The organism is Lysinibacillus sphaericus (assembly GCF_006864135.1).
Lineage (GTDB): Bacteria > Bacillota > Bacilli > Bacillales_A > Planococcaceae > Lysinibacillus.
Map to the genome: position 1 here is coordinate 42,584 of NZ_SADV01000008.1, position 25,513 is coordinate 68,096.

20 protein-coding genes, 1 riboswitch and 1 other annotated feature are annotated in these 25,513 nt (G+C 36.9%); of the genes, 4 read left to right on the forward strand and 16 right to left on the reverse strand.

From position 1 onward, the window contains the following. Window position 1 precedes the first annotated feature (1 nt). From C7Y47_RS11700 to hpaB, 4 genes are all read right to left on the reverse strand, one after another. Window positions 2-268: an IreB family regulatory phosphoprotein gene (locus C7Y47_RS11700; protein ID WP_004226839.1), complete on the reverse strand. Its 267-nt coding sequence runs from the start codon at window positions 266-268 to the stop codon at window positions 2-4. A 200-nt stretch (window positions 269-468) separates the two neighbouring features. Next, complete coding sequence (gene alaS / locus C7Y47_RS11705) at window positions 469-3,129, reverse strand: alanine--tRNA ligase (RefSeq protein ID WP_142508950.1); 2,661 nt, start codon at window positions 3,127-3,129, stop codon at window positions 469-471. Window positions 3,130-3,240: 111 nt separating this feature from the next. Continuing rightward, window positions 3,241-3,455: a binding site (T-box leader), on the reverse strand. A 70-nt stretch (window positions 3,456-3,525) separates the two neighbouring features. Then, window positions 3,526-4,491: a magnesium transporter CorA family protein gene (locus tag C7Y47_RS11710; protein ID WP_142508951.1), complete on the reverse strand. Its 966-nt coding sequence runs from the start codon at window positions 4,489-4,491 to the stop codon at window positions 3,526-3,528. A gap of 285 nt (window positions 4,492-4,776) precedes the next feature. Next, window positions 4,777-4,942, reverse strand: a riboswitch (M-box (ykoK) riboswitch). 96 nt (window positions 4,943-5,038) lie between these two features. Further along, window positions 5,039-6,475: a 4-hydroxyphenylacetate 3-monooxygenase, oxygenase component gene (gene hpaB, locus C7Y47_RS11715; RefSeq protein WP_142508952.1), complete on the reverse strand. Its 1,437-nt coding sequence runs from the start codon at window positions 6,473-6,475 to the stop codon at window positions 5,039-5,041. 344 nt (window positions 6,476-6,819) lie between these two features. Here hpaB and C7Y47_RS11720 point away from each other — a divergent pair, with 344 nt between their 5' ends. Beyond that, entirely contained in the window at window positions 6,820-7,008 is a 189-nt protein-coding gene (locus C7Y47_RS11720) for a hypothetical protein (protein WP_142508953.1), read from the forward strand. A 187-nt stretch (window positions 7,009-7,195) separates the two neighbouring features. Here C7Y47_RS11720 and C7Y47_RS11725 read toward each other — a convergent pair whose 3' ends face one another. Continuing rightward, a complete protein-coding gene (locus C7Y47_RS11725; protein ID WP_142508954.1) occupies window positions 7,196-8,893 on the reverse strand; it encodes a polysaccharide deacetylase family protein in 1,698 nt (565 codons plus the stop codon). A 181-nt stretch (window positions 8,894-9,074) separates the two neighbouring features. Continuing rightward, on the reverse strand, window positions 9,075-11,495 hold the full coding sequence (recD2, locus tag C7Y47_RS11730; RefSeq protein ID WP_142508955.1) for an SF1B family DNA helicase RecD2: 2,421 nt from the start codon (window positions 11,493-11,495) through the stop codon (window positions 9,075-9,077). Window positions 11,496-12,091: 596 nt separating this feature from the next. Between recD2 and hisA the strand changes: the two genes are divergently transcribed. Together hisA and C7Y47_RS11745 are read left to right on the forward strand one after the other, a co-directional pair. After that, window positions 12,092-12,859, forward strand: coding sequence for a phosphoribosylformimino-5-aminoimidazole carboxamide ribotide isomerase (gene hisA / locus C7Y47_RS11735; protein ID WP_142508956.1), 768 nt, complete (start codon window positions 12,092-12,094; stop codon window positions 12,857-12,859). 354 nt (window positions 12,860-13,213) lie between these two features. Next, window positions 13,214-13,957 carry a GTP pyrophosphokinase gene (locus tag C7Y47_RS11745; RefSeq protein WP_142508958.1) on the forward strand — a complete coding sequence of 248 codons (744 nt, stop codon included), beginning with the start codon at window positions 13,214-13,216 and terminating at the stop codon, window positions 13,955-13,957. Window positions 13,958-14,003: 46 nt separating this feature from the next. On the opposite strand, the gene C7Y47_RS11750 is transcribed toward C7Y47_RS11745, so the two are convergent. From C7Y47_RS11750 to cymR, 4 genes are all read right to left on the reverse strand, one after another. Next, a complete protein-coding gene (locus C7Y47_RS11750; protein ID WP_142508959.1) occupies window positions 14,004-14,663 on the reverse strand; it encodes a tetratricopeptide repeat protein in 660 nt (219 codons plus the stop codon). An 81-nt stretch (window positions 14,664-14,744) separates the two neighbouring features. Further along, window positions 14,745-15,869: a tRNA 2-thiouridine(34) synthase MnmA gene (gene mnmA, locus C7Y47_RS11755; RefSeq protein ID WP_142508960.1), complete on the reverse strand. Its 1,125-nt coding sequence runs from the start codon at window positions 15,867-15,869 to the stop codon at window positions 14,745-14,747. A 54-nt stretch (window positions 15,870-15,923) separates the two neighbouring features. Then, the gene (locus C7Y47_RS11760; RefSeq protein WP_142508961.1) at window positions 15,924-17,072 is read right to left on the reverse strand and encodes a cysteine desulfurase family protein; all 1,149 of its coding nucleotides are present in this window, start codon (window positions 17,070-17,072) and stop codon (window positions 15,924-15,926) included. 79 nt (window positions 17,073-17,151) lie between these two features. Next, the gene (cymR, locus tag C7Y47_RS11765) at window positions 17,152-17,571 is read right to left on the reverse strand and encodes a cysteine metabolism transcriptional regulator CymR (protein WP_132356936.1); all 420 of its coding nucleotides are present in this window, start codon (window positions 17,569-17,571) and stop codon (window positions 17,152-17,154) included. Window positions 17,572-17,771: 200 nt separating this feature from the next. Between cymR and C7Y47_RS11770 the strand changes: the two genes are divergently transcribed. Further along, the gene (locus tag C7Y47_RS11770) at window positions 17,772-19,061 is read left to right on the forward strand and encodes a replication-associated recombination protein A (RefSeq protein ID WP_142508962.1); all 1,290 of its coding nucleotides are present in this window, start codon (window positions 17,772-17,774) and stop codon (window positions 19,059-19,061) included. Window positions 19,062-19,187: 126 nt separating this feature from the next. Here C7Y47_RS11770 and C7Y47_RS11775 read toward each other — a convergent pair whose 3' ends face one another. From C7Y47_RS11775 to C7Y47_RS11800, 6 genes are all read right to left on the reverse strand, one after another. After that, on the reverse strand, window positions 19,188-19,904 hold the full coding sequence (locus tag C7Y47_RS11775; protein ID WP_142508963.1) for a hypothetical protein: 717 nt from the start codon (window positions 19,902-19,904) through the stop codon (window positions 19,188-19,190). 402 nt (window positions 19,905-20,306) lie between these two features. Continuing rightward, window positions 20,307-20,867, reverse strand: coding sequence for a hypothetical protein (locus tag C7Y47_RS11780; protein WP_255505151.1), 561 nt, complete (start codon window positions 20,865-20,867; stop codon window positions 20,307-20,309). Between the two features lie 170 nt (window positions 20,868-21,037). Further along, a complete protein-coding gene (locus C7Y47_RS11785; protein ID WP_142508964.1) occupies window positions 21,038-21,424 on the reverse strand; it encodes a hypothetical protein in 387 nt (128 codons plus the stop codon). A 583-nt stretch (window positions 21,425-22,007) separates the two neighbouring features. Next, entirely contained in the window at window positions 22,008-22,769 is a 762-nt protein-coding gene (locus C7Y47_RS11790) for a tRNA threonylcarbamoyladenosine dehydratase (RefSeq protein WP_132356940.1), read from the reverse strand. A gap of 545 nt (window positions 22,770-23,314) precedes the next feature. After that, window positions 23,315-24,289 (reverse strand): N-acetylglucosamine kinase, encoded by a 975-nt coding sequence (locus tag C7Y47_RS11795; protein ID WP_142508965.1) that lies wholly within the window; start codon window positions 24,287-24,289, stop codon window positions 23,315-23,317. 113 nt (window positions 24,290-24,402) lie between these two features. Continuing rightward, window positions 24,403-25,488, reverse strand: a complete 1,086-nt coding sequence (locus tag C7Y47_RS11800) for a DUF871 domain-containing protein (protein WP_142508966.1) — start codon at window positions 25,486-25,488, stop codon at window positions 24,403-24,405. Between the last annotated feature and the right edge of the window lie 25 nt (window positions 25,489-25,513).

Sequence of the window (25,513 nt, forward strand, 5' to 3'; positions counted from 1 at the left end):
TCTAGTCCTCGTTGTTCTTTTTAATATAAAACTTAACAAGCTCTTCTAGAATTTCGTCACGCTCAAGCTTGCGAATTAAATTACGAGCATCCTGATGGCGAGGAATATACGCCGGATCACCAGAAAGTAAATAACCGACAATCTGATTGATAGGGTTATATCCCTTTTCCTCTAATGAAGAATGTACTTTCAACATTACCTGCTTGACTTCCTGTTCCATTGATTCTTCTGGAAAATTAAATTTCATAGTTTGATCAAATGAACTCATGACCAGCACCTCGCTTTCAGAAATAAGGAGATGTGCAAAAGCTCATCTCCAATTTCTCTTTATTATAACATGTTTTGGCGTATTATCAATTATGCCTCGGCATAATTGCGTCCGGAATCGGCTTTGTGTTTACACAAAGAACTCCTTTTCCGATTCCGTGACCTCCGCCGGATGCTTTAACTTCTTTTCGCTGAAAGAAGTTAAATGGATTTAACATAATCATACACAGAAAGTAGTGCTTCATCAAGTTTTGACGCTTCTTTCGCACCTGCCATCGCCATATCTGGACGACCGCCACCTTTACCACCACATGCTTCAGCTACCATTTTTACGATATTTCCTGCGTGGTAATTACCACCAACTAAATCTTTTGTTACACCAGCACATAGCATAACTTTTTCGCCATCGACAGCACCAAGAACGATAACAGCTTTAGGCATTTTTACTTTCAAGTCGTCCATCATTTGACGAAGTTGATTATTGTCCTTCGCCTCAACTTTAGTAGATAAAACAGTTACATCCCCAAAAGTTTGCGCTGCATCCACAATTGCGCCTGCTTGTGCATTCGCGATTTTTTGTGATAATGCCTCATTTTCACGTTGTAAATCTTTGTAGTCAGCTTGTAACGCCTGTACTTTTGTCACAATATCTTTTGAATTTGCTTTTAATAATGCTGCAGCCTCGTTTAATAGAGCTTCTTCCTCTTTTACTGCTTCATATGCAACTTTACCTGTCACAGCCTCGATACGACGTGTGCCTGCACCGATACCACCTTCTGAAACAATTTTGAAGAAACCAATTTCAGAAGAACGTTTTACGTGAATACCACCGCAAAGCTCAATAGAGTAGTCACCAATTGAAACAACGCGAACGATATCGCCATATTTCTCACCGAATAGCGCCATTGCTCCCATAGCTTTCGCTTCATCGATGCCTTTTTCTGCAATAACGACCTCTATATCATCCCACACTTTTTCATTTACAATACGTTCAATTTGTTGTAATTCCTCTTTTGTCACTTGTCCAAAGTGAGAGAAGTCAAAGCGTAAGCGATCAGGTCCTACATATGATCCTGCTTGGCTAACATGGTCGCCCAGTACATCTTTTAGCGCACGTTGCATAATATGTGTTGCTGTATGGTTTTTAATAATTAAATTACGTTCTTCACGGCTAACTACTGCTTTCACTGCATCTTCAACTTGCATTTCGCCAGTTTCTACAAGTACAGTATGAAGCGGCTGACCATTTGGAGCTTTTTGTACATCTTTTACAATAGCAGTAAAGCTATCATTAGAAATAACACCGCTATCCGCTATTTGACCACCCATTTCAGCATAGAATGGTGTTTTAGCTAAAATAACTAATGCTTCTTGCCCTTCAGATGCTACCTTTGACACTTGCCCGTTGACAATGATCGCTGCAATTTCTGTATTTGTCGTTAATGTATCATAACCAACAAATTCACTCGCAACCGTCAAGTTTGCTAACACTTCGTTTTGTACTTGCATAGAATCCACATCTTGACGAGCTGCACGTGCGCGTTCACGTTGTTCTTCCATTGCTGCTTCAAAGCCGTCATGATCTACCTTCATGTCTACTTCTTCTGCATACTCTTCTGTTAATTCGATTGGGAAACCATAAGTATCATATAATCGGAATGCATCTGCACCTGGAATATAGTCATGGCCAGCTGCTTTTTGAGCTTCTACTACTTCGTTAAAGATAGCAAGACCACCGTCTAATGTTTCATGGAAGCGAATTTCTTCATTTTTAATAACACGTTGGATAAACTCACATTTTTCCGTTACTTCTGGGTAGAAATCATTCATGATTTCACCAACAGTTGGTACTAATTCAAACATAAATGGCTTTTCAATGCCGATTTGTTTTGCATAGCGCACTGCACGACGTAGTAAACGACGTAATACATAACCACGACCTTCATTTGAAGGAAGAGCACCATCACCAATGGCAAACGCCACTGTACGGATATGGTCAGCGATAACTTTAAATGGTGTATTAATATCTTCTTCTGAACCGAAGATTTCACTTAGTGCTACTTCACCTGGACGTTTGTATTTGCGATTCGCTAACTGCTCAATTTTTTCAATAATCGGCATGAATAAATCAGTATCAAAGTTCGTTGGAACATTTTGAACAACTGATACGATACGCTCTAGACCCATACCAGTATCAATATTTTGTTTTGGAAGTGGTGTATACGTACCATCAGGATTATGGTTGAATTGAGAGAACACTAAGTTCCAAATTTCAAGATAACGTTCATTTTCACCACCTGGGTACATTTCTGGATCATTTTCATCTGAACCGTATTCTTCCCCACGGTCATAAAAAATTTCTGAGTTAGGACCAGATGGACCTTCACCAATATCCCAGAAGTTCCCCTCAAGTCGGATTAAACGCTCTTCAGGAATACCAATTTCGTTATGCCAAACGTCATACGCCTCTTGATCTTCAGGATGGATCGTAATAGATAAAAGGTCTGGATCAAAGCCCATCCATTTTTTATCTGTTAAAAATTCCCAAGCAAAATGAATAGCTTCTTTTTTGAAGTAATCCCCAATTGAGAAGTTACCTAGCATTTCGAAAAATGTATGATGTCGAGCCGTTTTACCTACGTTTTCAATATCATTTGTACGAATTGATTTTTGTGCATTTGTAATACGTGGATTTTCAGGAATGATACGACCATCGAAATATGGTTTAAGTGTTGCAACACCTGAGTTAATCCAAAGTAATGATGGGTCATTGATTGGCACAAGTGGTGCTGATGGTTCATGATGATGACTTTTTTCTTTAAAGAATTCTAAATACATGCGACGAATTTCTACTGCTTTCATTTGAAAAGTTCCTCCCTATATGTTTTGTAAAATCACGAAATGAATCCGCAAATCAATTTTGCCTTGGCGTAAGCTTTCACGCAGATAAACATAAAAAAGCCCACATCCCAAAAAAGGGACGAGGACTTGTGATTTGTCTCGCGGTACCACCCTAGTTGTAAGTAAAAGTATACTTACCTCTTTAGCACTTGTAACGTAAGTGAACGGCAGGGATTAACTGCACTCTGGAGTAGCTTTCGGTATTTGCTATTGTGAGGATTTTTTCAGCCAAGAAATCCCTTTCTTTTACACGCACAAATACGTACTTTTTCCATCATCGTTTTTTACTATTTTCTAACGAGAATTATAAAAAAAATATGTTCTTCTGTCAATTGGCACTATAATTGCTAATCATAACTAAGCAATCATTTTTTTAAAATAAGCCCACATTCCCCAAGTAAAAACGACTAGAAACACAGTAATTATGATTGTCGCTATTGGAGAATCTTGATATGGTAACGGAACATTCATTCCAAAAAAGCTTGTAATGACTGATAAAGGTAACATAATAGTTGAAATGACCGTTAATAAATTGAGCTTTTCTATTGATTTACCACTTATAATAGAAAAATACGTATCCAAAGTACTGTTTACTAAATCTCTATAAGTTTCTGTTGATTCTACAATTCGTTCTAGATGATCATTTAAATCTTTATAGAAAGGTATATTTTCCTCACGAATTTCAAATTTCCACTGTCCATTACTATTTGAAAAAATTCTTTTTTGGGGCATAATTGCTTGTCGAATTAAAATAATAGTTCTTTTTAGTGCAAGGAATTCTTCCGTAACTTCTTTTGGTTCATAATCATATATTTCTTCTTCTAGCTCATCAATCCGTGCTCTAATTCGCTCTAAAACCGGGAAGTATTCATCCGTAATGCCATCGATAATAGTATGCAATAGAAAATCGGTACCCTTATCTAAATACTTTGTACTATTTAAACACACATTCTCAATATGACCTAGCCATTTAAGTTTTTGTTTATGAACCGTTACAACATAGTTAGGACCCATAAAAATGTTTAACTCTACTGTTGTTATTTCATTGCTGCTTTTTTCATTATAAATTGGTGCATGGAAAACAAAAAATTTATATTCCCCATAATTATCCATTTTAGGACGTGAACCTTCATTAAGACAGTCCTCAACTGCTAATGGATGAAAACCAAATATTTCAGCTATATCATTCAAGTCATTGTAATTGTATGCATATAAATCAACCCATAACAAATCCTCAGCATGAAGGTTATGATTAAATTCTTTAATCTCAAAATTATGTTGTACTGCGCTATTTCCTTTTTTAAAATAATGGATTTTTATCATTGTTCTTCACCTCATGTTTTATTATTTAAGGAAAACAAATAGGTGACGTTATTGATTATATTTTAGCTTGTTTTAGAAGCGTTTCTCATCAATACCCATTCGTTTTTGGCGATAAGAAATCGACAATCCTTAATTCTTCACTACTACCTAACATTTTCGTATTCGGTTCAGGGCCACTATCCATTTCTCATCACCTTCCTTAAATAACAAAAACACACCTTCAACGAATGAAGGCGTGTTGAATACACGTATCAAAGAACAGCATAGTTAAAAAACTACTCTGCTTTCTTCCTTCAAACGTTGAGTTTTAGCACTATGCGGCATAGGGATTACACCAGCTACGTTAAAAAACACCTTATTTCGATGATTTCTGTTGACCCATTGGCGTCTCTCGACATTTTTGGGCAGTAGCGTATCTCCAGCATAGGAGCCTCACCTAACGAAGGGATTGTTATTTTTATAGTTCCTGTAAATCATAATGCATAGTGTGACAACTGTCAAACGGAACATCGAATTTTAAAAATCTTTAAACAGTTGCCCACTAAAATTAATGATTATTTTTCAAAAAGTTTTCTACCCGATTAACGAATTCTTCTCTATTATAAGAATTATAAAGTGCGCTGGCTAAACGAACTGAGTCCCCAAAGAAAAAGCGCTCATATAGTGTTTGTCTTGTACCAAAGCTGCTCATCGTTAAATCCCAAGCTAGGCGGAATTTTTTGACGCGCTCCTTTCCGCCATCCTGAAAAGACTGTAAATAATGCTCAAGATCGCCGTCATCCGCAGTAAATGCTTTTTCACTTGGAATGGACATTAATCCGCTTGCGCCAAGTAACTGGATAATTTCTGTAAAGGTCGGATACACTTTAGGGAACATCTGAATAGCTACTTGTACTGTTGGAAGATCAGGTCTTATAAAACCAAATTCATCACTTTTTGCTTCTACTTCAGACTTTATCAGTAAGGCCTTCATCGTTTCTAATGTCACGATGATATCCACGACCTTTTGCTGCACATGTTGATACCCGCCAATATTTATCGTATTTACAATTGACTGTACAACACCTAAGACAAATTCTGTTTTAGCAATTTGACGTGTCAGAACTTGATGTAAACCATATGTTTGAAAACCACTTACGTTCAAAAAGCTATTAGCAACTTCCACATTCTCATAATAAAAGACGCGTTCCCACGGCACTACCACATTATCAAACACAACGATTGCATCCATTTCCTCGTAACGACTACTTAATGGATAATCAAAAACCGATTCTCCTCCGATAAATGATTGCCTACATAAAAACTTTAAACCTTTTGTATTACTTGGGATTGAGAAAGCAAAGCCTTTTCCTTCATCAAAACCATTTGTTGATATAACAAGGAGTTCATCTGTAATTCCTCCCTGTGTCGCTAGTAATCTCGCACCTTTAATTACTAATCCTTCGCTCGTTTTATCTACAATTTTAGCAGCAATTGTTACATCTTCATCTTCAAAATAAAATTTTTGACGGTTTACTTGTGGCTCGATAAATGTATGTGTCATCGTCAAATCGTTCTCACGAGCATACTCATAAAATTTTAACAAATGCTGCGGGAAACAATTTGGCTTATCTTTCAAATATTCTGCCACTGATGCTAGCGCCATTAATGTCGTATTCATGTAATCTGGGCTTCTCCCCATAAGGCCATTATTGGATAATGCCCACTCTCGTATTGCATTACGTCTTTTCACGAGATCATCGACTGTCACCGCTTGAAGGAAAGACATACCTACACGCTTATTGCTTGTCGGTGAAACATATGTCATCTTTTCAAGCAATGCCTCTTCATTTTGTAAATCAAAAAGCTTTGCCTGACTCTGCATTACTCCCTTAAATGCTGGATACTCAGACACCTTCCCTGTGACAACTTTCCCATCAATCGAAATATAAGTTTGTAAAGCGTCAATACGGTCAATATATTGTTTTCCTGTAATTACTGGCATGCAGTCACCCCTAAACGTTACAAATGTTTTTATACTTGATTAGTATATGAATTTTCCTAATATTAGGTTCCGATTATGCCAACTGTATTATAGCAAACCCTCAGTTTCTCATACTGTATTACTTTTTAAATACAGTTAAAAGTCTGCAATTATTGCACGATTTTTCAGTTACTTTAGAAAAAAACGATTTCAATTAGCACTTTTTTAACGAGTTCAATTTTGCGACACATTCATAAAAAAGTCCTTTTCAACTAGTACAGATTCGCTAGATTTTTTGTATATGCAGGTGTAAGATAGCTTCGTAACCAAAACGAAAAACATCTTTTTATAAAAGGAGAATATATATGAATAAACAAATCCTCTCATACGTGGCGGAAATGGAAGCTGCTTTAATGAATAAAATGGAGGATCATAATGAAGAAAATCTTTTATTTTCTATTGCTTCAGATATGATTGCCAAAGAAAAAGATCAATTTAAAAATGTTTGCCAAGCATATGAAGTCGTTAAACATCATTTAGTTAGTATTCACTAAATCAATTGCCATGCGAAAGCGTAGCGGCAGCAGCAGATGTTTTTTGCGCGAAAGCGTAGCGGCAGCAGCAGATGTTTTTTGCGCGAAAGCGTAGCGGCAGCAGTAGATGTTTGGACACCCGCTGGAAGAAGTTAAAAAATCGCACAAAAAACCCGATCAATTCAGAATTGATCGGGTTTTATATATTTTACTGCGCGTATGGGAGAACCATTTTTTGGAATTGCGCATTTGTTGTTTGTTGATTACTAGATAAGCGTTTAATTTGATAGACATCATCGTACGGATTGTTATAGCCATGCTTCGTTGAAAATGCCATTGTGAATCCAGCTTCCTTTACCGCATTAATGATATTCGCATTATATTGCCCAAACGGATAAGCAAAAGCCTTAGCATTCGGAATAATTGCTATACTACGCTGTAAATCCTGAACAACCTCATGATAAGGTGTTAGAAGCATTTTGCCTTTATTCCCTTCTAAAACATGTAAATTGTAAGTGTGTGAATCAAACGCAAAAACATCTTGCATATTTGTTATATCTTGACGTGAAAGGGGCTGTAAATCATTATAATTAAAAATTTGTCCATCTTTCGCACTTTCATTACGGGACGTAATTAAAAATTGTGTAGCTTTAAAGCCATTGTTTTTAAGTACAGGATACGCATATTCACGTGTCGACAATAGGCCATCATCAAAAGTCAAAACAATTGAATAGGCAGGCAGTGTAATTTCATTGCGCATAAAACGCCATAATTCATCTACAGTAATGGTTTCGTAGTTTTTACTTTTTAAATACTTCATTTCATTTGTAAATTGAACATCTGTTACCGTAGTACTTAAATTTTTGAATCGCCCAAGCTCATGCTCTTTTAATACATGATGATACATCATTACTGGGACACCACGATCAATCGCTACTTTAGAGCTATGGATATATCCTTCACGGCCGCCAAGTACTGTTACGTACCAAGCCCCTTCTTTCCGCAATATCGGATAACGGCGATTTGTATCTAGTTTAGCAAATGGCTGCATCGCTTTTGTTTTATTATCATAAATCTCACTGTTTGCAGAAGTAGGGATGAAATACTCATTTTTCATGTCATTGTCCTTACCAACATTTTTATATGAAGGAGTATTTAAAAATTTCACCTTTGATTTTTCGGCATAAACATATGATTTCCCCCAACGAACTTGAACATATATTGGGTCCATTGAATCTACAACTTCTAGCTGTTGCCCTTTTATTAACGTAGCAATAGCCATCTCTTTTTCACGGCGGAAATCATAAAGCATTACGTTTTCTAACGCCTCTATATAGCCATTTTGTTTACTAGGAGGAGTTGTAGTTGGTTTTTCAACAGGCTTTGTGGTATTTGTATTTGTATTTGTTGAATTTTGACCTTTTTCTTTCACTACAAAATTACTATGTACGTAGCCTAAGCGTCCGTTCACAGCAATTCCATACCAATTACCCATTCCGCTAAATATAGGGAAGCGAACTCCCTCTGACAATGTAGCAAATTGAACAAGTTTACTGCCAGTATTATCGTAAATCGGTGCAACCTTTGTTGCGACAATATAATCCGTTATTTTAGCAACAGTTGGGACTGTGTTTTTATAAGTTGTTGCTGGAACAACGGTTGTATAACGTTTTTCAACATAACCATAATAACCAGCCCAACGAATTTGCCACCAATTGGCTCCATAGTCTTTTGTTACTTCAAAAGTTTGTCCTGCAGATAATGTCCCCACCTGAACTAGTGAGCCTGAACGATTATCAAAGACAGTTGCTTCCTCATTCATTTGGATGACAGTATTTTTTGCATATGCTTTTTCTGCAAAAGGTAATAGCATCATGAATAGAAGCAATAATAATAAGCGTTTCAATTTATTCACCTCAAAAAATTTTTAATTATCTTTTACTGCAATCATTAGACGATTTTCCAACCAATAAAAGTTTATTGGTATTAATTTCATAAATCATATTTTCCAAGATCTTATTGAGGAGATGCCCAATCTATTGTTTCAGAACTCTTGGTGCTAAAGGGATTAAATTTATGATATTAACTCACTTATCTAAATAATCATACGGCGAGACACCCTCCATTCCAATCAATGGATGGATATATGGTTCTGTTTCTACCGTTAGTTTGAAATCAATGGATTGTTTTTCTTGTTGTAAATCTTCGTTTAATGGAATCGTTTCTACCTCTACAATTTCCATTGGATTGAGTCTTGCACGGAGAGACGTAAAGCGCTGTAAATCATCAGTACGCTGTAAGCCATCTGCTAGCACATCCGGCTCGCCACATAAAATTAAGAAATTTTTAGCACGCGTAATACCTGTATATAACAAATTACGACGCAGCATTTTAGAATAACCTCGTACAACCGGCATAATAACTGTTTGGAACTCAGAGCCTTGCGATTTATGAATAGAACAACAGTAGGCAAGTGTCAATTGATTGAGATCACTTCGTTGATAAGTTACTTCAATACCGTCGAATGACACAACAAGCAAATCTTGTTTCTCAATTGTTTCCTTTGCCTTAATAATACTAATTACCTCACCCATATCACCATTAAAAACATTGCTTTCTGGTTGATTGACAAGCTGTAAAACTTTGTCCTTTATGCGATATGTGACATCACCAAAAACGAGCTCTTTTCTAGTACCAGTATCGTTTGGATTAATAAGTTCTTGAATCATTTTATTTAAATTGTCTATTCCTGCTGGACCTTTGTACATAGGTGCTAACACTTGGATATTACGGATTTCTTGACCTTTCACAACCGCACTTTTCACAACCTGAGTGACAACGCTTGCTACTTGATCTGGGGAGGCTTTAATAAATGAACGGTCAGACGTTTTTAATGTTAGGTCATTTGTGATATTACCACGTTTAATTTGATGAGCAAGCTCAATAATCGTTGAGCCCTCTGCTTGTCGATAAACATCTGTCAATTCCACAGTAGGTATTTGCCCGGATGCCAACAAATCCTTTAACACTTGTCCTGGTCCTACTGGTGGAAGCTGATCTTGATCTCCTACAAAAACGACTTGTACATCCTCATGCAAGGATTTTAATAGTTGATGCGCGAGCCAAGTATCGACCATCGACATTTCGTCTACAATAATGAGTTTTCCTGTTACCTCACGCTCAGTTTCTTCCTCTTTTTCCTGACCTGTAAAGCCTAGCAACCGATGAATTGTCATTGCTGGAAGTTCTGTCGATTCCGATAGACGCTTGGCTGCACGTCCTGTTGGAGCACATAAAATAATCGGAAAAGGTTCTTCTTTTTGTGCATATTCCTTCGGGTTCAATGATAATCCATGTAGCTTTGCATACACTTCTACCACACCCCGAACAACAGTTGTTTTACCTGTTCCAGGTCCACCAGTTAAAATCATAACGGCGGAATTTAGTGCTTGTTCAATCGCGTTCGCTTGCGTTTCAGCATATGTGACATTAAGAAATTCTTCTGTTTCACCAATCGCTTTACGTATTTCGTCCTTACTAAAATGTTCAGCCTTATTGTTACGTTCGATTAAAGCTAATATTTTTGATGCAATTCCTACTTCTGAGAAATATAGAGATGGTAAATATAGTCTTGTTTCTTCCCCACAAATTTTACTTTCCTCGCGCAATTCGATGCAAGCTTTAGAAATGATCTCAAAGGGAATTTCCTCTCGCTGGCTTTGCTCAAGCATATCTTTTACTAGTGGTAAAACATTTTCTGCATCTAAATACACATGCCCATCCGATAAAGCTGCTGTATTTAGAGTATGTAAAATCGCCGCCTTAATACGGTCTGGATGATTGCCAGTAATTCCTAATTTTGCACCTAGCTCGTCGGCACGAAAGAAACCAACACCTTCTACATCTTCAATCAGGCGATATGGATTTTCAGTTAATAATTCAACGGCCTCTGTTCGATATGTTTGGTAAATTTTCATGCCGAGCTGTGGTCCGAAACCCCATTCATTAAGTTGGATCATCACTCGTTCTAAGCCTAGATTTTGTTCAATGGTACGATAGATAACCTCTTTTTTTTCAGCAGATAAACGAGGCACAGCATCAAGAGCATTTGGGTCCTCTAAAATAAGACGTAACGCATTTGCTCCTAATTTCTCTACGATTGTTTCAGCAGTTTTTTTTCCGATTCCAACAAACAAATCACTCGATAAGTAATGAATAATGCCCTGCTCTGTTGCTGGCACTTCCTTTGTAAATGTCTCAATTTGGAATTGCACACCATATTTTGGATGTTGTTTCAATAAACCAGTAAAACGATATTGTTCATCCATCTGTAACGGCGGAAAATATCCAACAACTATTATTTCCTTATCTTCATACTGTAAGTTGGTCTCTTGAATTTTCACACGAACTATCGAATACATATTTTGTGCATTATGGAATATAGAGACGATTGGGCGTCCGAGTATAAAAAATTTATTTAGTTCAAATAAATCCAGGTTTTCTGCCATTCTCGGTTCGTCCTTTCGTGTTCATTTCAACCATATTATTTTACCACACCATAACGTGAAAAATCGTTTAAAAAGAGAATTCAATAAATTTCAATCAATATTAATCAATTTTAATCAATTATGCCTAGGTATAATTACGTGACATCCGCTTCGCTTTAGGCCTACAAACAACAAATGTTTATTGCGCGAAAACGAAGCGGCAGCGGCAAGATGTTGGTCACTCAGGCGTTTTCACAGGATGTGAAGCTCTAAGCCTGCGTTCCTCTATTTCAGCGATGTTTCAATACCCGCTGTAAAAGAGATTAAAGCCTTTGTTTCACCGCTTATAGAGATGGGAGACTTCTCTTAGCTGACATTTTGCTTTCGCTACATAAAACATTTGTAGCTGTCGCTTTCCTTTCGCTACATAAAACATTTGTAGCTGTCGCTTTGCTTTCGCTACATAAAACATTTGTAGCTGTCGCTTTCCTTTCGCTACATAAAACATTTGCTGAAAGAAATTAAAATTGTATTGATAAAAAACATTTCACGGTTTTCATCATCCTTTCCATGCTATGATATAGGTGAATTTGTCGCACGGAAGGATTGTGAAACTATTGGAATTTAGACCTTGCATTGATTTACACGATGGCAAAGTAAAACAAATTGTTGGCAGCACACTAGGTCGTAAAGATCAAGAAGTTATCGAGAACTTTATTTCAAATCATGACTCTAGTTATTATGCAAAAATGTTTGCTAAGGATCAATTAACAGGTGGTCACATCATTATGCTAGGTGATGGAAACGAAGAAGCTGCATTAGCAGCATTAGCAGCATATCCTCAGGGGTTGCAGGTTGGTGGCGGCATCACCATGGAAAATGCAAATAAGTATATTGATGCGGGAGCTACCCATGTTATTGTCACATCATTTATTTTCTATGATGGTAAGCTTCATTTAGATCGACTAAAGCAATTAGTACAGATTGTTGGTAAACAACATCTTGTCATCGATTTAAGCTGCCGTCTGCACGATGGAAAATGGTTTGTTGTTACTGATAAATGGACAAAGTTTAGTGACTTTGAAGTAAATGCTGAGTCTATTGCATTTATCGAAAATTTCTGTGATGAACTACTTATTCACGCTGTTGATGTGGAAGGGAAAAAAGGCGGTATGCAAGAAAGCTTAGTGCATGATTTAGCCACTTGGACAACAATTCCAACAACATATGCTGGTGGGGTTCGTTCTTTGGACGACTTAAAGAAATTTGAAAATATCGCAAATGGTAGACTTCATGTGACAATCGGTAGCGCTCTTTCAATTTTTGGTGGAGATTTACCTTATTCAGATGTGGTGAATTATTGCAAAAAAGGCGAGTTATTGTGAAATTAATATATAAGGATTATGTTTTTCCTTTTCAAGAAACAAATTCAGAACGCATTATAGAGGGTAAAAATTTCAAGGTAACTACGGATAATTCTCTTTCGTTGCATAGACAACTAGATGATGAACAAATGCTACTTGCGTTTTCAAAATCTATAAAAACAACAAGCGGAGAAACATCGTTTAATTACTAAGGGGACTAGACACCCCTTTTTTGTTTTTACAAAGTAAATTTATGAATCAAGAATATTATACATAGATTCGGAGCCCTTATTTCTATTTAGTTGCTATTTTTGTTAAGCTAATATTGAATATTAAATAATTTAGTTACTACTAAAAGAAAGGATTTTATGAAGTATGAAAAATGAACTTGAAGCAACCACTTTACAAACTTTACAAACAGAATTAACACGCTTCTTTTTAGTCTATAAATTTGCCTTGCAAGAAATTGAGACGAAAATAACTATTTTACAAGAAGAGTTTAAGCTAATTCATGAATATAACCCGATAGAGCATTTATCAACTCGCGTAAAATCACCGAAAAGCATATTATTGAAGGTCAAGAAAAAGAACCTTGAGCCATCTCTTGAAGCGATTCGAGAAGATATTCGTGATATTGCAGGTGTTCGAATCACTTGCTCCTTTGTAGAAGACATATATAAAGTGAGTGCAATGCTACAGGCACAAAATGATATTGAAGTTGTGGATGTAAAGGATTATATTGCCTACCCAAAGGGAAATGGCTATCAAAGCTTGCATCTTATTATAAAAATCCCTATTTTTATGTCCGATCGTATGGAAAAGGTATATGTCGAAATTCAAATTCGTACAATTGCAATGGACTTTTGGGCCAGCCTTGAACATAAAATCTATTACAAATATAACAAGGAAGTACCTGAACATATCCGTTTTGAATTGAAGGAGGCTGCTATTCAAGTAGCTGAGTTGGATCGAAAAATGGAGCGACTTAATAAAGAAATCAATATTCTAAAAGCGAACGACACAGAATCATCAATTTTAGAAACTACCCCAATTGCACATTTAGCACAATATATATATCAACTACCATTTGATGAGTTTTCAGAAGATGACGAAGACTAAAATAAATAAGGATGCTGAACTAGTTTCGGCATCCTTTCAAATTATTTTAGTTAAATCGCTGAGCAATCATATCATAAATATAACGTGCTTGGTCGTATTCTGGCTGTAATGTAAAGGCTTGTTTTAGGTGGTACATAGCATCTTCTGTTTGCTCAGTAGATACCGCATATAGTACACCTAAATTATAATGTGCATCTGCGTTATTCCAATCCTGTTCGATCAAATAGTCTAATTCCTTTTTACCTTCTTCGAACATTTCTAGCGCACATAGCACGATGGCATATGCTAGACGAATTTGTGTGTCTTCTGGTGCAAGCTCTGAAGCTCGTTGTAAATATGGTAGTGCAAGCTTCGGACTTTCCATTCGCTCAAAACATTTGCCCATCATATAATACACATCTGCGCCTTCAATTTTATGTTTTAGTGCTTGCTCATAAAGCTTTGCTGCTTCCGCATATCGTTCCGCATTATAATATAAATTTGCTAAACCATAATAAGCAGTTGCTGCCGTTTCATCAACTGTAATTGCTTTTTGAAAAAAACGTTCTGCACGTTCAGTATCCTCTAAGACCGCTAAAAGATTTCCGAAGTTCACATAACCAATTGGGTTTTCAGGCTCTGCTTCAATTGCTTGTGTAAAAAGTTGTGCAGCATCCTCGTAGCGCTTTTCTTGAAACGCTTGAATGCCCTGCTCGTTAAAATCCATTGTTATTCCTCATCTCTATGTAGCGAAAGAGGCCTAAACTCTATACGCTTTAGGAAAGAGTATAAGCAATCTTTTCGCAAATTAACCTACATATGTTAGTTTTTCATTATTTTTAAATACTTCGTCGATTGTACCGCCACCTAAACATTCTTCACCGTCGTATAGTACCACAGCTTGTCCAGGTGTAATCGCACGTACTGGCTCAGCAAACGTAATATGTGTACGTCCGTCCTCTAAAATTTCCACTTCTACTGGTGTGTCTGTTTGACGATAACGGAATTTTGCTGTGCATGAAAATTTCCCGGGCAATTTTTTTGTCGAACTATAGCTCATTTTCACAGCAGTCAGTGAAGTTGAAAATAGCGAATCATTATTGAAGCCTTGTCCAACTAGTAACACATTGCGCTCCAAATCTTTCCCTAACACGAACCAAGGTTCACCGTCGCCACCAATTCCAAGACCATGACGTTGACCAAGCGTATAGTACATTAATCCATCATGCTGGCCCATTACGACACCATCCATTGTCTCCATCTTACCAGGTTGCGCCGGTAAATATTGACTTAAAAATTCTTTGAAATTACGCTCTCCAATAAAGCAAATTCCTGTTGAATCTTTTTTCTTCGCTGTAGCTAACCCAGCTTCCTCCGCAATTTTACGGACTTCTTTTTTCTCAATATGTCCAATTGGGAACATTACATGCGATAATTGTTCCTGCGATAATTGGTTTAAGAAATACGTTTGATCTTTATTATTATCAATGCCTCGAAGCATTTTAACTTCGCCTTCGCCACTACGATCAACTCGAGCATAGTGTCCTGTCGCTAAATAATCAGCTCCCAGATTCATCGCATGCTCTAAAAACGCTTTAAATTTAATTTCCTTATTACACATTACATCAGGATTTGGCGTGCGTCCTGCTTTATACTCTTCTAAAAAGTATGTGAAAACCTTATCCCAATATTGTTTTTCAAAATTCACTGCATAGTATGGAATCCCGATTTGATTACATACTTTAATAACATCATCATAGTCTTCTGTAGCTGTACAAACGCCATTTTCGTCTGTATCATCCCAGTTTTTCATAAATATCCCGATTACTTCATATCCTTGTTGTTTTAACAAATATGCAGCAACCGAAGAATCTACCCCACCCGACATGCCGACTACAACACGAATTTGTGAGGGGTCACGTGTTTCTTTCATAATTGGTCACCTTTTCTTTTATTCAAATTCCATTAAATGTATAATTTTAATAAATTATTTTTTGGCTAATCTTTTTACAATCGCTGCTGTTTTTTCTGCGGCATGTTGTACATCATCTTCTGTTAAACCTTGACCAAAGCTAAAGCGGATTGAGTTACGTAATTCCTCTGCCCCTTGTCCAAACATCGCAACTAAAACGTGTGATGGATCAATGGAACCAGCAGTACACGCAGAACCACTCGATACGCAAATACCCGCCATATCAAGATTTACTAAGAATGACTCTACTTCCATACCAGAAAAACTTACATTTAAAACGTGTGGGAGCGTATTGCCTAAATCTCCATTCATATGAAATGCTAGATTTTCTTTCGTGAAAACATCCAGCAAAATTTGCTTAAAGCGATTGTATAGTGCGCGCTTTTCTTCTCGCAACTCATTTGCAATTTGCACTGCAGTCGCAAAACCAAGCACTGCAGGCACATTTTCAGTACCTGCACGACGTTTTTTCTCGTGTGCTCCCCCAAATGCATAACTAGTGTATGGTGTCCCAGCTTTTTGGTATAGGAAACCAATACCTTTAGGACCATTAATCTTATGAGCTGAAACACTTAGTAAATCAACATGGAGATCAGCAACATTAATTGACTCTAAACCATATGCCTGAACGGCATCTGTATGAAAAATAGCCTTATGTTCGCGTAACAAGTCACCAATTTCAGCAATCGGTTGAATCGTACCAACTTCATTATTGCCGTACATAATCGTTACTAAAATTGTATCCTCTCGCAATGCATTTCGCACATCTTCTACAGAAACACGGCCATTCCCATCAACCGGCAAATATGTCACATCAAAGCCATCTCGCTCAAGCTTTTCACAAGTATGTAACACCGCGTGATGTTCAATTTGTGTGGTAATGATATGCTTCCCTTCAGCAGCCCGTGCATAAACAGTACCAAAAATAGCCGTATTATCCGCCTCTGTTCCGCCACTTGTTATAATAATTTCTCCAGGCTGAGCACCAATTGATTGGGCAAGTATTTCACGTGCATTATCTAAATATTTACGTGCCTCTCGACCTATCCCATGAATACTTGATGCATTCCCATAAACCTGTTGCATTGCTGTAGTCATAGCGTCTATTACTTTGTCATTCATTGGTGATGACGCTGCATGATCAAGATAAATATATGAATTCATGTTGAAAACTCCTTTGTACGAAAAGCGCTAAAGACTCATCTCTCTACCTCTGGGTAGAGAGATGTGCTTTAGCCTAATTTTAAATATAGAACATATAGCCTTCCGCTACATTTTCCTCAGTATATTGAGCTAAATCCTCAATTGTCGTTGTATCTAATACATTTTTCACAGCATCACGAATGCGGAGCCATAACTCTCGCTGAGGTGCTTCTTCATTTTCAATACCTTCTACTGGTTGAATTGGACCCTCTAACACGCTAATAACATTAGCCGCTGAAATTTCACTTGGTGGATTTGCTAGCATATACCCACCATATGCACCGCGTACACTTTTCACTAAGCCTGAATTACGTAATGGTGAAACTAACTGCTCTAAGTATGCCTCAGAAAGATCCTTTTCAGCAGCAATTTTGCGTAGTGGGATAGGCCCTTCACCATAATGCTTTGCTAATTCAATCATAATCGTTAGACCATAACGGCCCTTTGTAGAAATTTTCATTTTATCACCCTCAAATAGTCTAGTCAAAAATACTACCAACAGTATATCATAATCTCCTCTCGAAGAACTCGGAAATACACTCGGAAGGTTATGATATACTATTAATTGCACCTTAAAATAATTAGGTAAAATACTATATAACGCTTCATTCTAAGCACAAAAACAAAAATCATTGAAAACAGTTGAAAGGGGGAATTTTAATGCATAATGAACCACTCGCTTATCGCATGCGTCCTTTAACCCTCGATGAAATTGTAGGACAGCAGGATTTTATCGGTCCTAACACCGCTCTTTATAAAATGATTCAAAATGAACATGTTCCATCCATGCTGCTATATGGTGAGCCAGGTATCGGCAAAACGTCAATAGCGAATGCCATAGCAGGAAGCTCGAGGCTCCCCTTTTTCGCGCTTAATGCTACTCGTGCTGGTAAAAAAGACGTCGAGGATATTGTACAAGAAGCTAGAATCACAGGAAAAGTCCTTCTTTTTTTGGATGAGATTCATCGTTTTAATAAATTACAACAGGATGCTTTGTTGCCACATGTTGAAAACGGCTCGATCGTGTTAATTGGCGCGACAACGGAAAATCCGTACCATGATGTCAATCCCGCTATCCGCTCACGTTGTGGAGAAATATATCAACTAAAACGGTTAACGAACGAAAATATAATCGAGCTTATAAAAAAAGCACTTTCTGATGAAAGACGCGGGCTAGGTAAATATCACTTTATATTAACAGATCATCAAATTTATCAAATTGCTGAAGCAGCTAATGGTGACGCACGGAAGGCATTAACTTTGCTTGAATCAATTTATTATGCAAGTGATGAAGTAGACGGTCAAACAATCGCTGTTGATCATATCATTGAGCATCTTGTAGGCAGAATTGGCGTTTATGGTGATAAAAAAGGATCCCATTTTTATAATTTGCTATCTGCGTTACAAAAATCAGTTCGTGGAAGTGATACGAATGCAGCAATGTATTATTTAGCTCATTTATTGGAAACTGGTGATTTAGTAGCTGTTAGTCGACGCTTACTAGTTATGGCTTATGAAGATATAGGCCTTGCCAATCCTGAAGTAGGACCGCATATGCTTGCGGCTGTACAAGCGGCAGAGCGTCTAGGACTACCAGAGGCGCGTATTCCGCTTGCAAGTGCTATTATTGAAATGTGCCTTGCTTCTAAATCCAATTCTGCAATTGTTGCGATTGATGCCGCCATTGCCAGCATTCATGCAGGAAAAACAGGCGATATTCCACATCATCTACGCGATGCTCACTATGAAGGGGCAAAAGATTTAGGTCATGTAGGCTATCAATATCCCCACAACAGCCCCATCGGAACATTTGGTGGATGGGTAGACCAGCAATATTTACCGGATGAGCTTGTAGGCACAGAATTTTATAAACCTGTTATTGCGGGTGAAGAAAAACGAATGGCAGGAATCTACGAAAAGCTTAAATCTTTTCATAAGGATAAAAAGTAATAAGAGTACTGAAAAACATATAAGTTAGTTTTTTCATGAAAATAGGGCACTTCAATTTTAACAAGAAGCGCCTTATTTTTTTATCTTATTACTTTCTCTAAAAAAACAGGACAGACTACTAAACAATCATCCTGTGAAGGTCGCCTTTTTTGTTGTGTAGCGTGTTTCGTAAAATCGGTTCAATGTTTCTTCCACATCTTTCATCGATGGCTGCCTCGTCGTTTCTTTCTCCTCTTTGTCCTTTTCGATATCATGTAAATAATGTAGAAAATTATAGGTTTGATAGAGTAGACTAGCAAATTCCTGGGAGTTCTCCCGTACTTCAGAACGAATTGCTTTTACAGCAATTGCTTGACCAATTGATTGCTCTCTTGATGGAGAAAATTGATCATCTATATTATTATCAGTTGTTCTATATAAAAATTTTAATGACTCATATACTTCCTTGTTATCACTAAAACGTTCCTTTATCCACAATAAGACAAATTGTAATAGGACAATGGCATAAATAAGTGACAGACACTCATCTCCAAAAGATTTTTTCGACAAACGTTTAAAGGAGTCGTCTTGTGTCACAACTTCGAATATGATTAAACGAATTGGATACAAGAGCGCATGTCCGCTGTTGATATATAATTTCTCTCGATCTTTATACATAGCGAACCAAAAATCCCTAACTAATGAGATAGATTTCCTTGTTGATAGGGCTAATTGATATTGGGTAAGCTCATGTTCAAGTGTTTCTTGTATAAGCTGTCGAAATAGAAGTTCCTCACTCTCACTTACTAATAAGAGCGGTTTTTCTAATTTCGCCAAATCGATGTCGATACCGTTTATTAACATTGAACTGCCCCTTTCCTATAAATTCATACAGCATGGAATAAATCTTTATCATCACCATAACGTATAGTTAATTCCGTTACTTTTGATGCTTGAGCCATAATGCTTGCAAATAGATTTGCAATTTTTAACTATATTTCGACAAAAATCTATAAATACCTTTTAAGTAAAAAGCCCTTTTTTTATTTTCGCACAATGAAACTTTATCACTACAATAACGGACTTCACGGTCTTCGCACGATAATCTATTAACATTTACAAAAAAAATCTGCAATACTTTTTAAGAACTTGAAACCCAATCACCCTCACAAAGCAGAGTACTGTAAGAATTGGTGAATCAACCGCAAAAAGTAAGCAGATTCTAGTTGCTATATTATTTTAAAAAAATGTTCAAGCACTCTTTAATTATTTCGTCATTTCATTATCAACAAATACTTTTAATTGTTGTAAGCACTGTTTGACTGCACCTTTTTGTTCAAGCACAGCATTTCGTAATGATGATGTTTTCTCTTCATCCCCTACTACTTCACGATAAAGCGCAAAAATTGCTGATAATAATTGTTCATTCTCTTCTTGGTCAATGCTAGGTAAAGAATAGGCAGCAATCGTTAATAATTGCTCAACTTTTTCAGGTGTTTTTTGTAACTCATTGGATGAATAATACGTTGATGCCGCTAAAAAGTAGCACAGCTTTGCACAGCAATCTATAAACAAATGCCAATATGTATTGGCACTTGGTAATTCACCCGCTCTATCGTCTAAATACTCTTTATAAAATGTTGTAGCTTGTGTATACAAAGGATTTAGTTCTCTCATAGCCTTTGGATAATTATTAGATGTATCCAAATAGTCAAATACAATATCATTCATTTTCTCTTGAAGTTTTACAATGTCTAAATGATCACGAATTACTTGAATTTCCATTTTCCCACTCTCCCATATTGTCATTTGTTTTCTAAACGTCATTCCTACTCCCCTAGGCAGTCCTGCACATCCAAACAAACTTTTTTATTATCTATTGGAATTATTAAAATTATAGCAATAAACCAAATAAAGAAGTGGGTACATGAAAAAAATAAGACAATTTAGTGAATTATTAGCATTTTGAGTACCGAATGCGAACTATTTTAGTAGAATTATATTTTTTGTACATAATCATCAAATAAAGATTGCTCTTTCGTTCGATCAATAATTTCTATTATACTTCCTTGAGCATATTTTTTTATTCTTTTTTGTGGCATATAAAAATAGGCCGTATTTGTAATTAACCACTCACTAAGTGTTAGTTCATTACCTGGCTGTTGATTTGTCAATATACGTTTATGTCGAAGTATATCCGCCATTTTATAGAAACCATCTGATAGCTCGTAGGCCGAAACATCAAAATTAAAAATAGGACTAACAACTTGTCCAACATCAAAAATGTGAATTGTTTGCCCTTCTTCATCAATAGCTAATTCTACTGTACTAATTTCATCGAATAGATTTAAGCCCCTATATTCCATTTGATAGATTTGCTCCATAATAAAACGCCTCCTTTTATAGGTTCTACAGCAAATGTTGAAGGAGTCGTAATATGTCTCTTCCACATAAATTGTATAGATATTCTAATAAATATCGTAGATCCCTTTTTTACAACGTTCCTATTGTAACATAGAAAAAGTAGCTGTCTTCAAACGAGACAGCTACTTCCATAAAATGGCCAATCACCATTACTAAGGGTGATTTCGTTCCACTTTTATTTTATCGAAAAATTATTTAAGCTTATCGAAAAAATTATTGTTAATTTATCGATGAAAGTTTTTGAATTTATCGCCTCACTTAAGCAATTATGCCTCGGCATAATTGCGTGCGAAAGCGCAGTAACTTATTTCCTATTCAGTGACATCCGTCGGAGGCTTAACTTCTTTCTGCGAATGTTCGGGCAACCGCTGAAAAGTGATTTAGAACAGCATTCTCTCACACCTAAAGAGGTGGAATACTTCTCTGGACCTGTCGCTACTCTTTCGGTACAAAAACACTTGTAGCTAACGCTTCGCTTTCGCTACAGAAATAATTGCTGAAAGAAGTTATATTTATCGACATAACAGATTTTTCAAAGTTGTATTAGCCTTGTACACGTGTAATTTTTACATCTTTTAAGATTGTATTCACTACCCAGCTGGCAGCAATTAAGCCTGCCACTGAAGGAACAAAGGCATTGGAAGATGGAGGCATTTTTGCTTTACGAATAGCTGCATCCGGTTTTCCGACATGCTCTACGACATCTGGACGAACAACAATAGGACTCTCATCTGAGAACACAACCGTTACTCCTTTATGAATACCATCCTTACGTAATTTTGTACGGATTACTTTAGCCAATGGGTCCGTATGCGTTTTAGAAATATCTGCAATTTTGAAACGAGTTGGATCCATTTTATTGGCTGCACCCATGCTAGATATCATCGGAATATTACGCTTTAGACATTCCTTCATAATATGAATTTTATACATCACAGTGTCACTCGCATCAATGACATAATCTATGCCCTGTGCGAAAAATTCCTCATATGTTTCCTCCGTGTAAAACATATGCATATCAATTACTTCACATTCTGGATTAATATCAGCAATACGTTCTTTCATGACACCTGACTTAGATTTTCCGACCGTTGAAAGATAGGCAACTAATTGACGATTAACATTCGTAATATCTACATTATCCTTATCCACTAAAATAATGCGGCCAATACCACTTCGTGCACAAGCCTCAGCAGCAAATGAACCTACACCGCCTACACCAAGAATGGCTACCGTTGTATTTTTTAATTTTTCGAGTCCCTCTGTTCCTATTGCGAGCTCATTACGAGAAAATTGATGTAACATCCTTACACTCTCCGTCTATTGAATTTTTAGTACGCTTTAACGGACAGTAATATACATTGCCCGTTAAAGCCCGATTGGTGATCATGGATAATACACCCCACTAATCACTTTATTAGTAAACCTAGTTAAATACTAAGATAAAATCAAACCTATCTTACATTTTATTACGATATTCATCAAGTAAAAATTATAATTAAAAAAATGAAGTATTCCTACTAAATCAATTATGCCTCGGCATAATCGTTGCTGTCGCTTCGCTTTCGTACAGATAAACAATGCGTCTCGTATTGGCTTTGTGCTTTAGCCTGCGGATGTTTTTTGCACGAAAGCGTAGCGGCGTGATGCAGGTCAGTTAGCTGTTATCACATGAATACAATGATTTTAGGCTAACATCCATTAGTAACTCCTTTCCAATTCCGTGACATCCACTGAAAGAATTTATGTAAAGTTTGACTTGAGCCGTTAAAAATCTAAATGTTTCCAGCTTAAAGTAAAAAATTTAGGCAATTGAATAAATCGTCATCCAATTGCCTTTAGTCTTAACACTATTCTTGTTCATAATTTTTGGAGAAACATGCCGCAAAATCTAAGCCGAGCTGGGCATTTATTTGCTTAAAAGCCGCAATTACCGCCCCGCCGATCGGTTGTAAAATTGGTGCCATAAATTGCAATGGTATTTTGTCAGCCTGTGCGAATTGCTGTAATTTCGGTAAAAAATATGCTTCGTTATTAAAAACGCCACCCACTAATACGACAGGCACGTCCCCTTCCTCCCAAGTCATATGAGCGTAACATGCTTTAATTGCCACATAATATTTCTTACAAGCATCCTCAATGATCTGAATAGCAACACGATCACCTTCTTCTGCCGCATCGAAAACATATTTACTTAACGGTGAAATCACGGTCCGAGGATGCTCTTCTCCATATATACACTCTATTAATTGTGGTACATTTTCTACAGAAAAATAACGCAATATGACAGCTGTCAAAGCTGTTGGGTCTCCGCGTCCATCATAGCTTTGAAAAATAGCCTTCAGCACTTGAATACCTAAATCATAGCCACTGCCCTCATCATCAAAAAGATAACCCCAGCCACCAACTCTATGAAAGCGTTGCTCACGATCGTAGCCCATTGTAATAGCGCCTGTCCCTGCAATTTGCACAATACCTGCCTGCCCAAGTGTGCCTGCATAAAGTGCAATTAGAGCATCATTATCAACAATCACATGAGCTGTCTTAGGAACGTATTGACGTACTATCGATTCTACAACATCTTCAGCCTGTAGCTCCTTAACGCCAGCCATGCCAGCAAAACAACTATCTATGGCAGCAAATACTTGCGGATTTTGTTGTTGCAAATTTTGTAGTATATCATGAATCGTTGACTTAAAAATTGGAATACCCATAGCTGTTGGGTTACTACGAGTCGTTACTACTTTAGCATAAACATTGCCCAATTCATCACAAATGACTGCTGACGTTTTCGTTCCACCACCGTCAATCGCTAATACAATCATATCCTTACTCCTTTCTCGTCAATTTCACCTTAGCTGTTCCTCAAAAAAACATCTGCTTGCTAAAGATAAAAAGGGATTAAGCACTATCTCTAATGGCTTAATCCCTTCTTCTGTCACCATTTCGTAAAGCCAAATGATGCCCAAGGCTGAATATGTGCTAATAAAAATTGTTCTTCTTCTACAACTCTTGCCACAACATTTGTCGATCCGGCATTCGGCATTTCCTTTAAAACAATTTGGAGCTCACCCTTATAACGTACATCTAAATTATTATCGATTGTCACATCGCCCAATTTTAATAGGTGGGTATCATGTACAGGGAAGTCACCATTTTTATATTTAACACGAGATTGCGTACTACGGATCACATAATCCGAAACATCACCACGATTAAAATGGGGCTCCTTAAAAAGGATGGCTTCTTCTAAAATAGACGTTTCAATTGACTGCTCAACTTTCAGCTCTAGCTTATGGCGATTTAATTGACCTAACGCACGTATTTCTTCCTCAGAAGCATACATATTGCCGATAATACAATCATCTATTAAACCAGTGTGCCATAAATCCTTTGCTTGCACAGTAATTGGAAGATGACGATGCTCTTCTAATGTAGGCAATCCATGCTCTGTTTCTTCCCAAGGTCCGAACATCGCATGCTGTGATGAAATCATGGCTGCTGTACGAATATGATTTGCTTTAAATTTTTGAGATGTTTGTAAAAAATGTTGACGTGATAAACCTGTGAAACGTCTCGGATAAAAATTATGACAGCCAATAATATTATCTTTATTCGGTTGATAGGATACTATATTTTCTACATATTTAGTACCGTTACTAATATTTAATTCTATTTTTAAATTACTTGCATCGAGCGACATAAACGCTTCTTCCTGGCCAGAAAAACCCATATCTAAGCGCAATGCCGCTAAATGATAATGCTCCTTAAAGTAACCGATATCTTTATACGTTAAGCCTAAATCTTCAAAAACAGCTGGTGCAATATCAGCAGAAATTTCAAAGCCAAGCTGCTGCCCAAATTTATTGATTTGTTGTAATTTTTGTCGTTCCTCATCGTTATTTAAGGACATAAGACATGTAAATATTCGATCAAAACCATTGTCATGAGCGAGCTGAACATATCGCTTCATATCGTCTAGTGTACTATGCTGAGGATATAGTGAAATCCCTAATCTTTTCAATTTAAATACCTCCGTTAGCTCACAA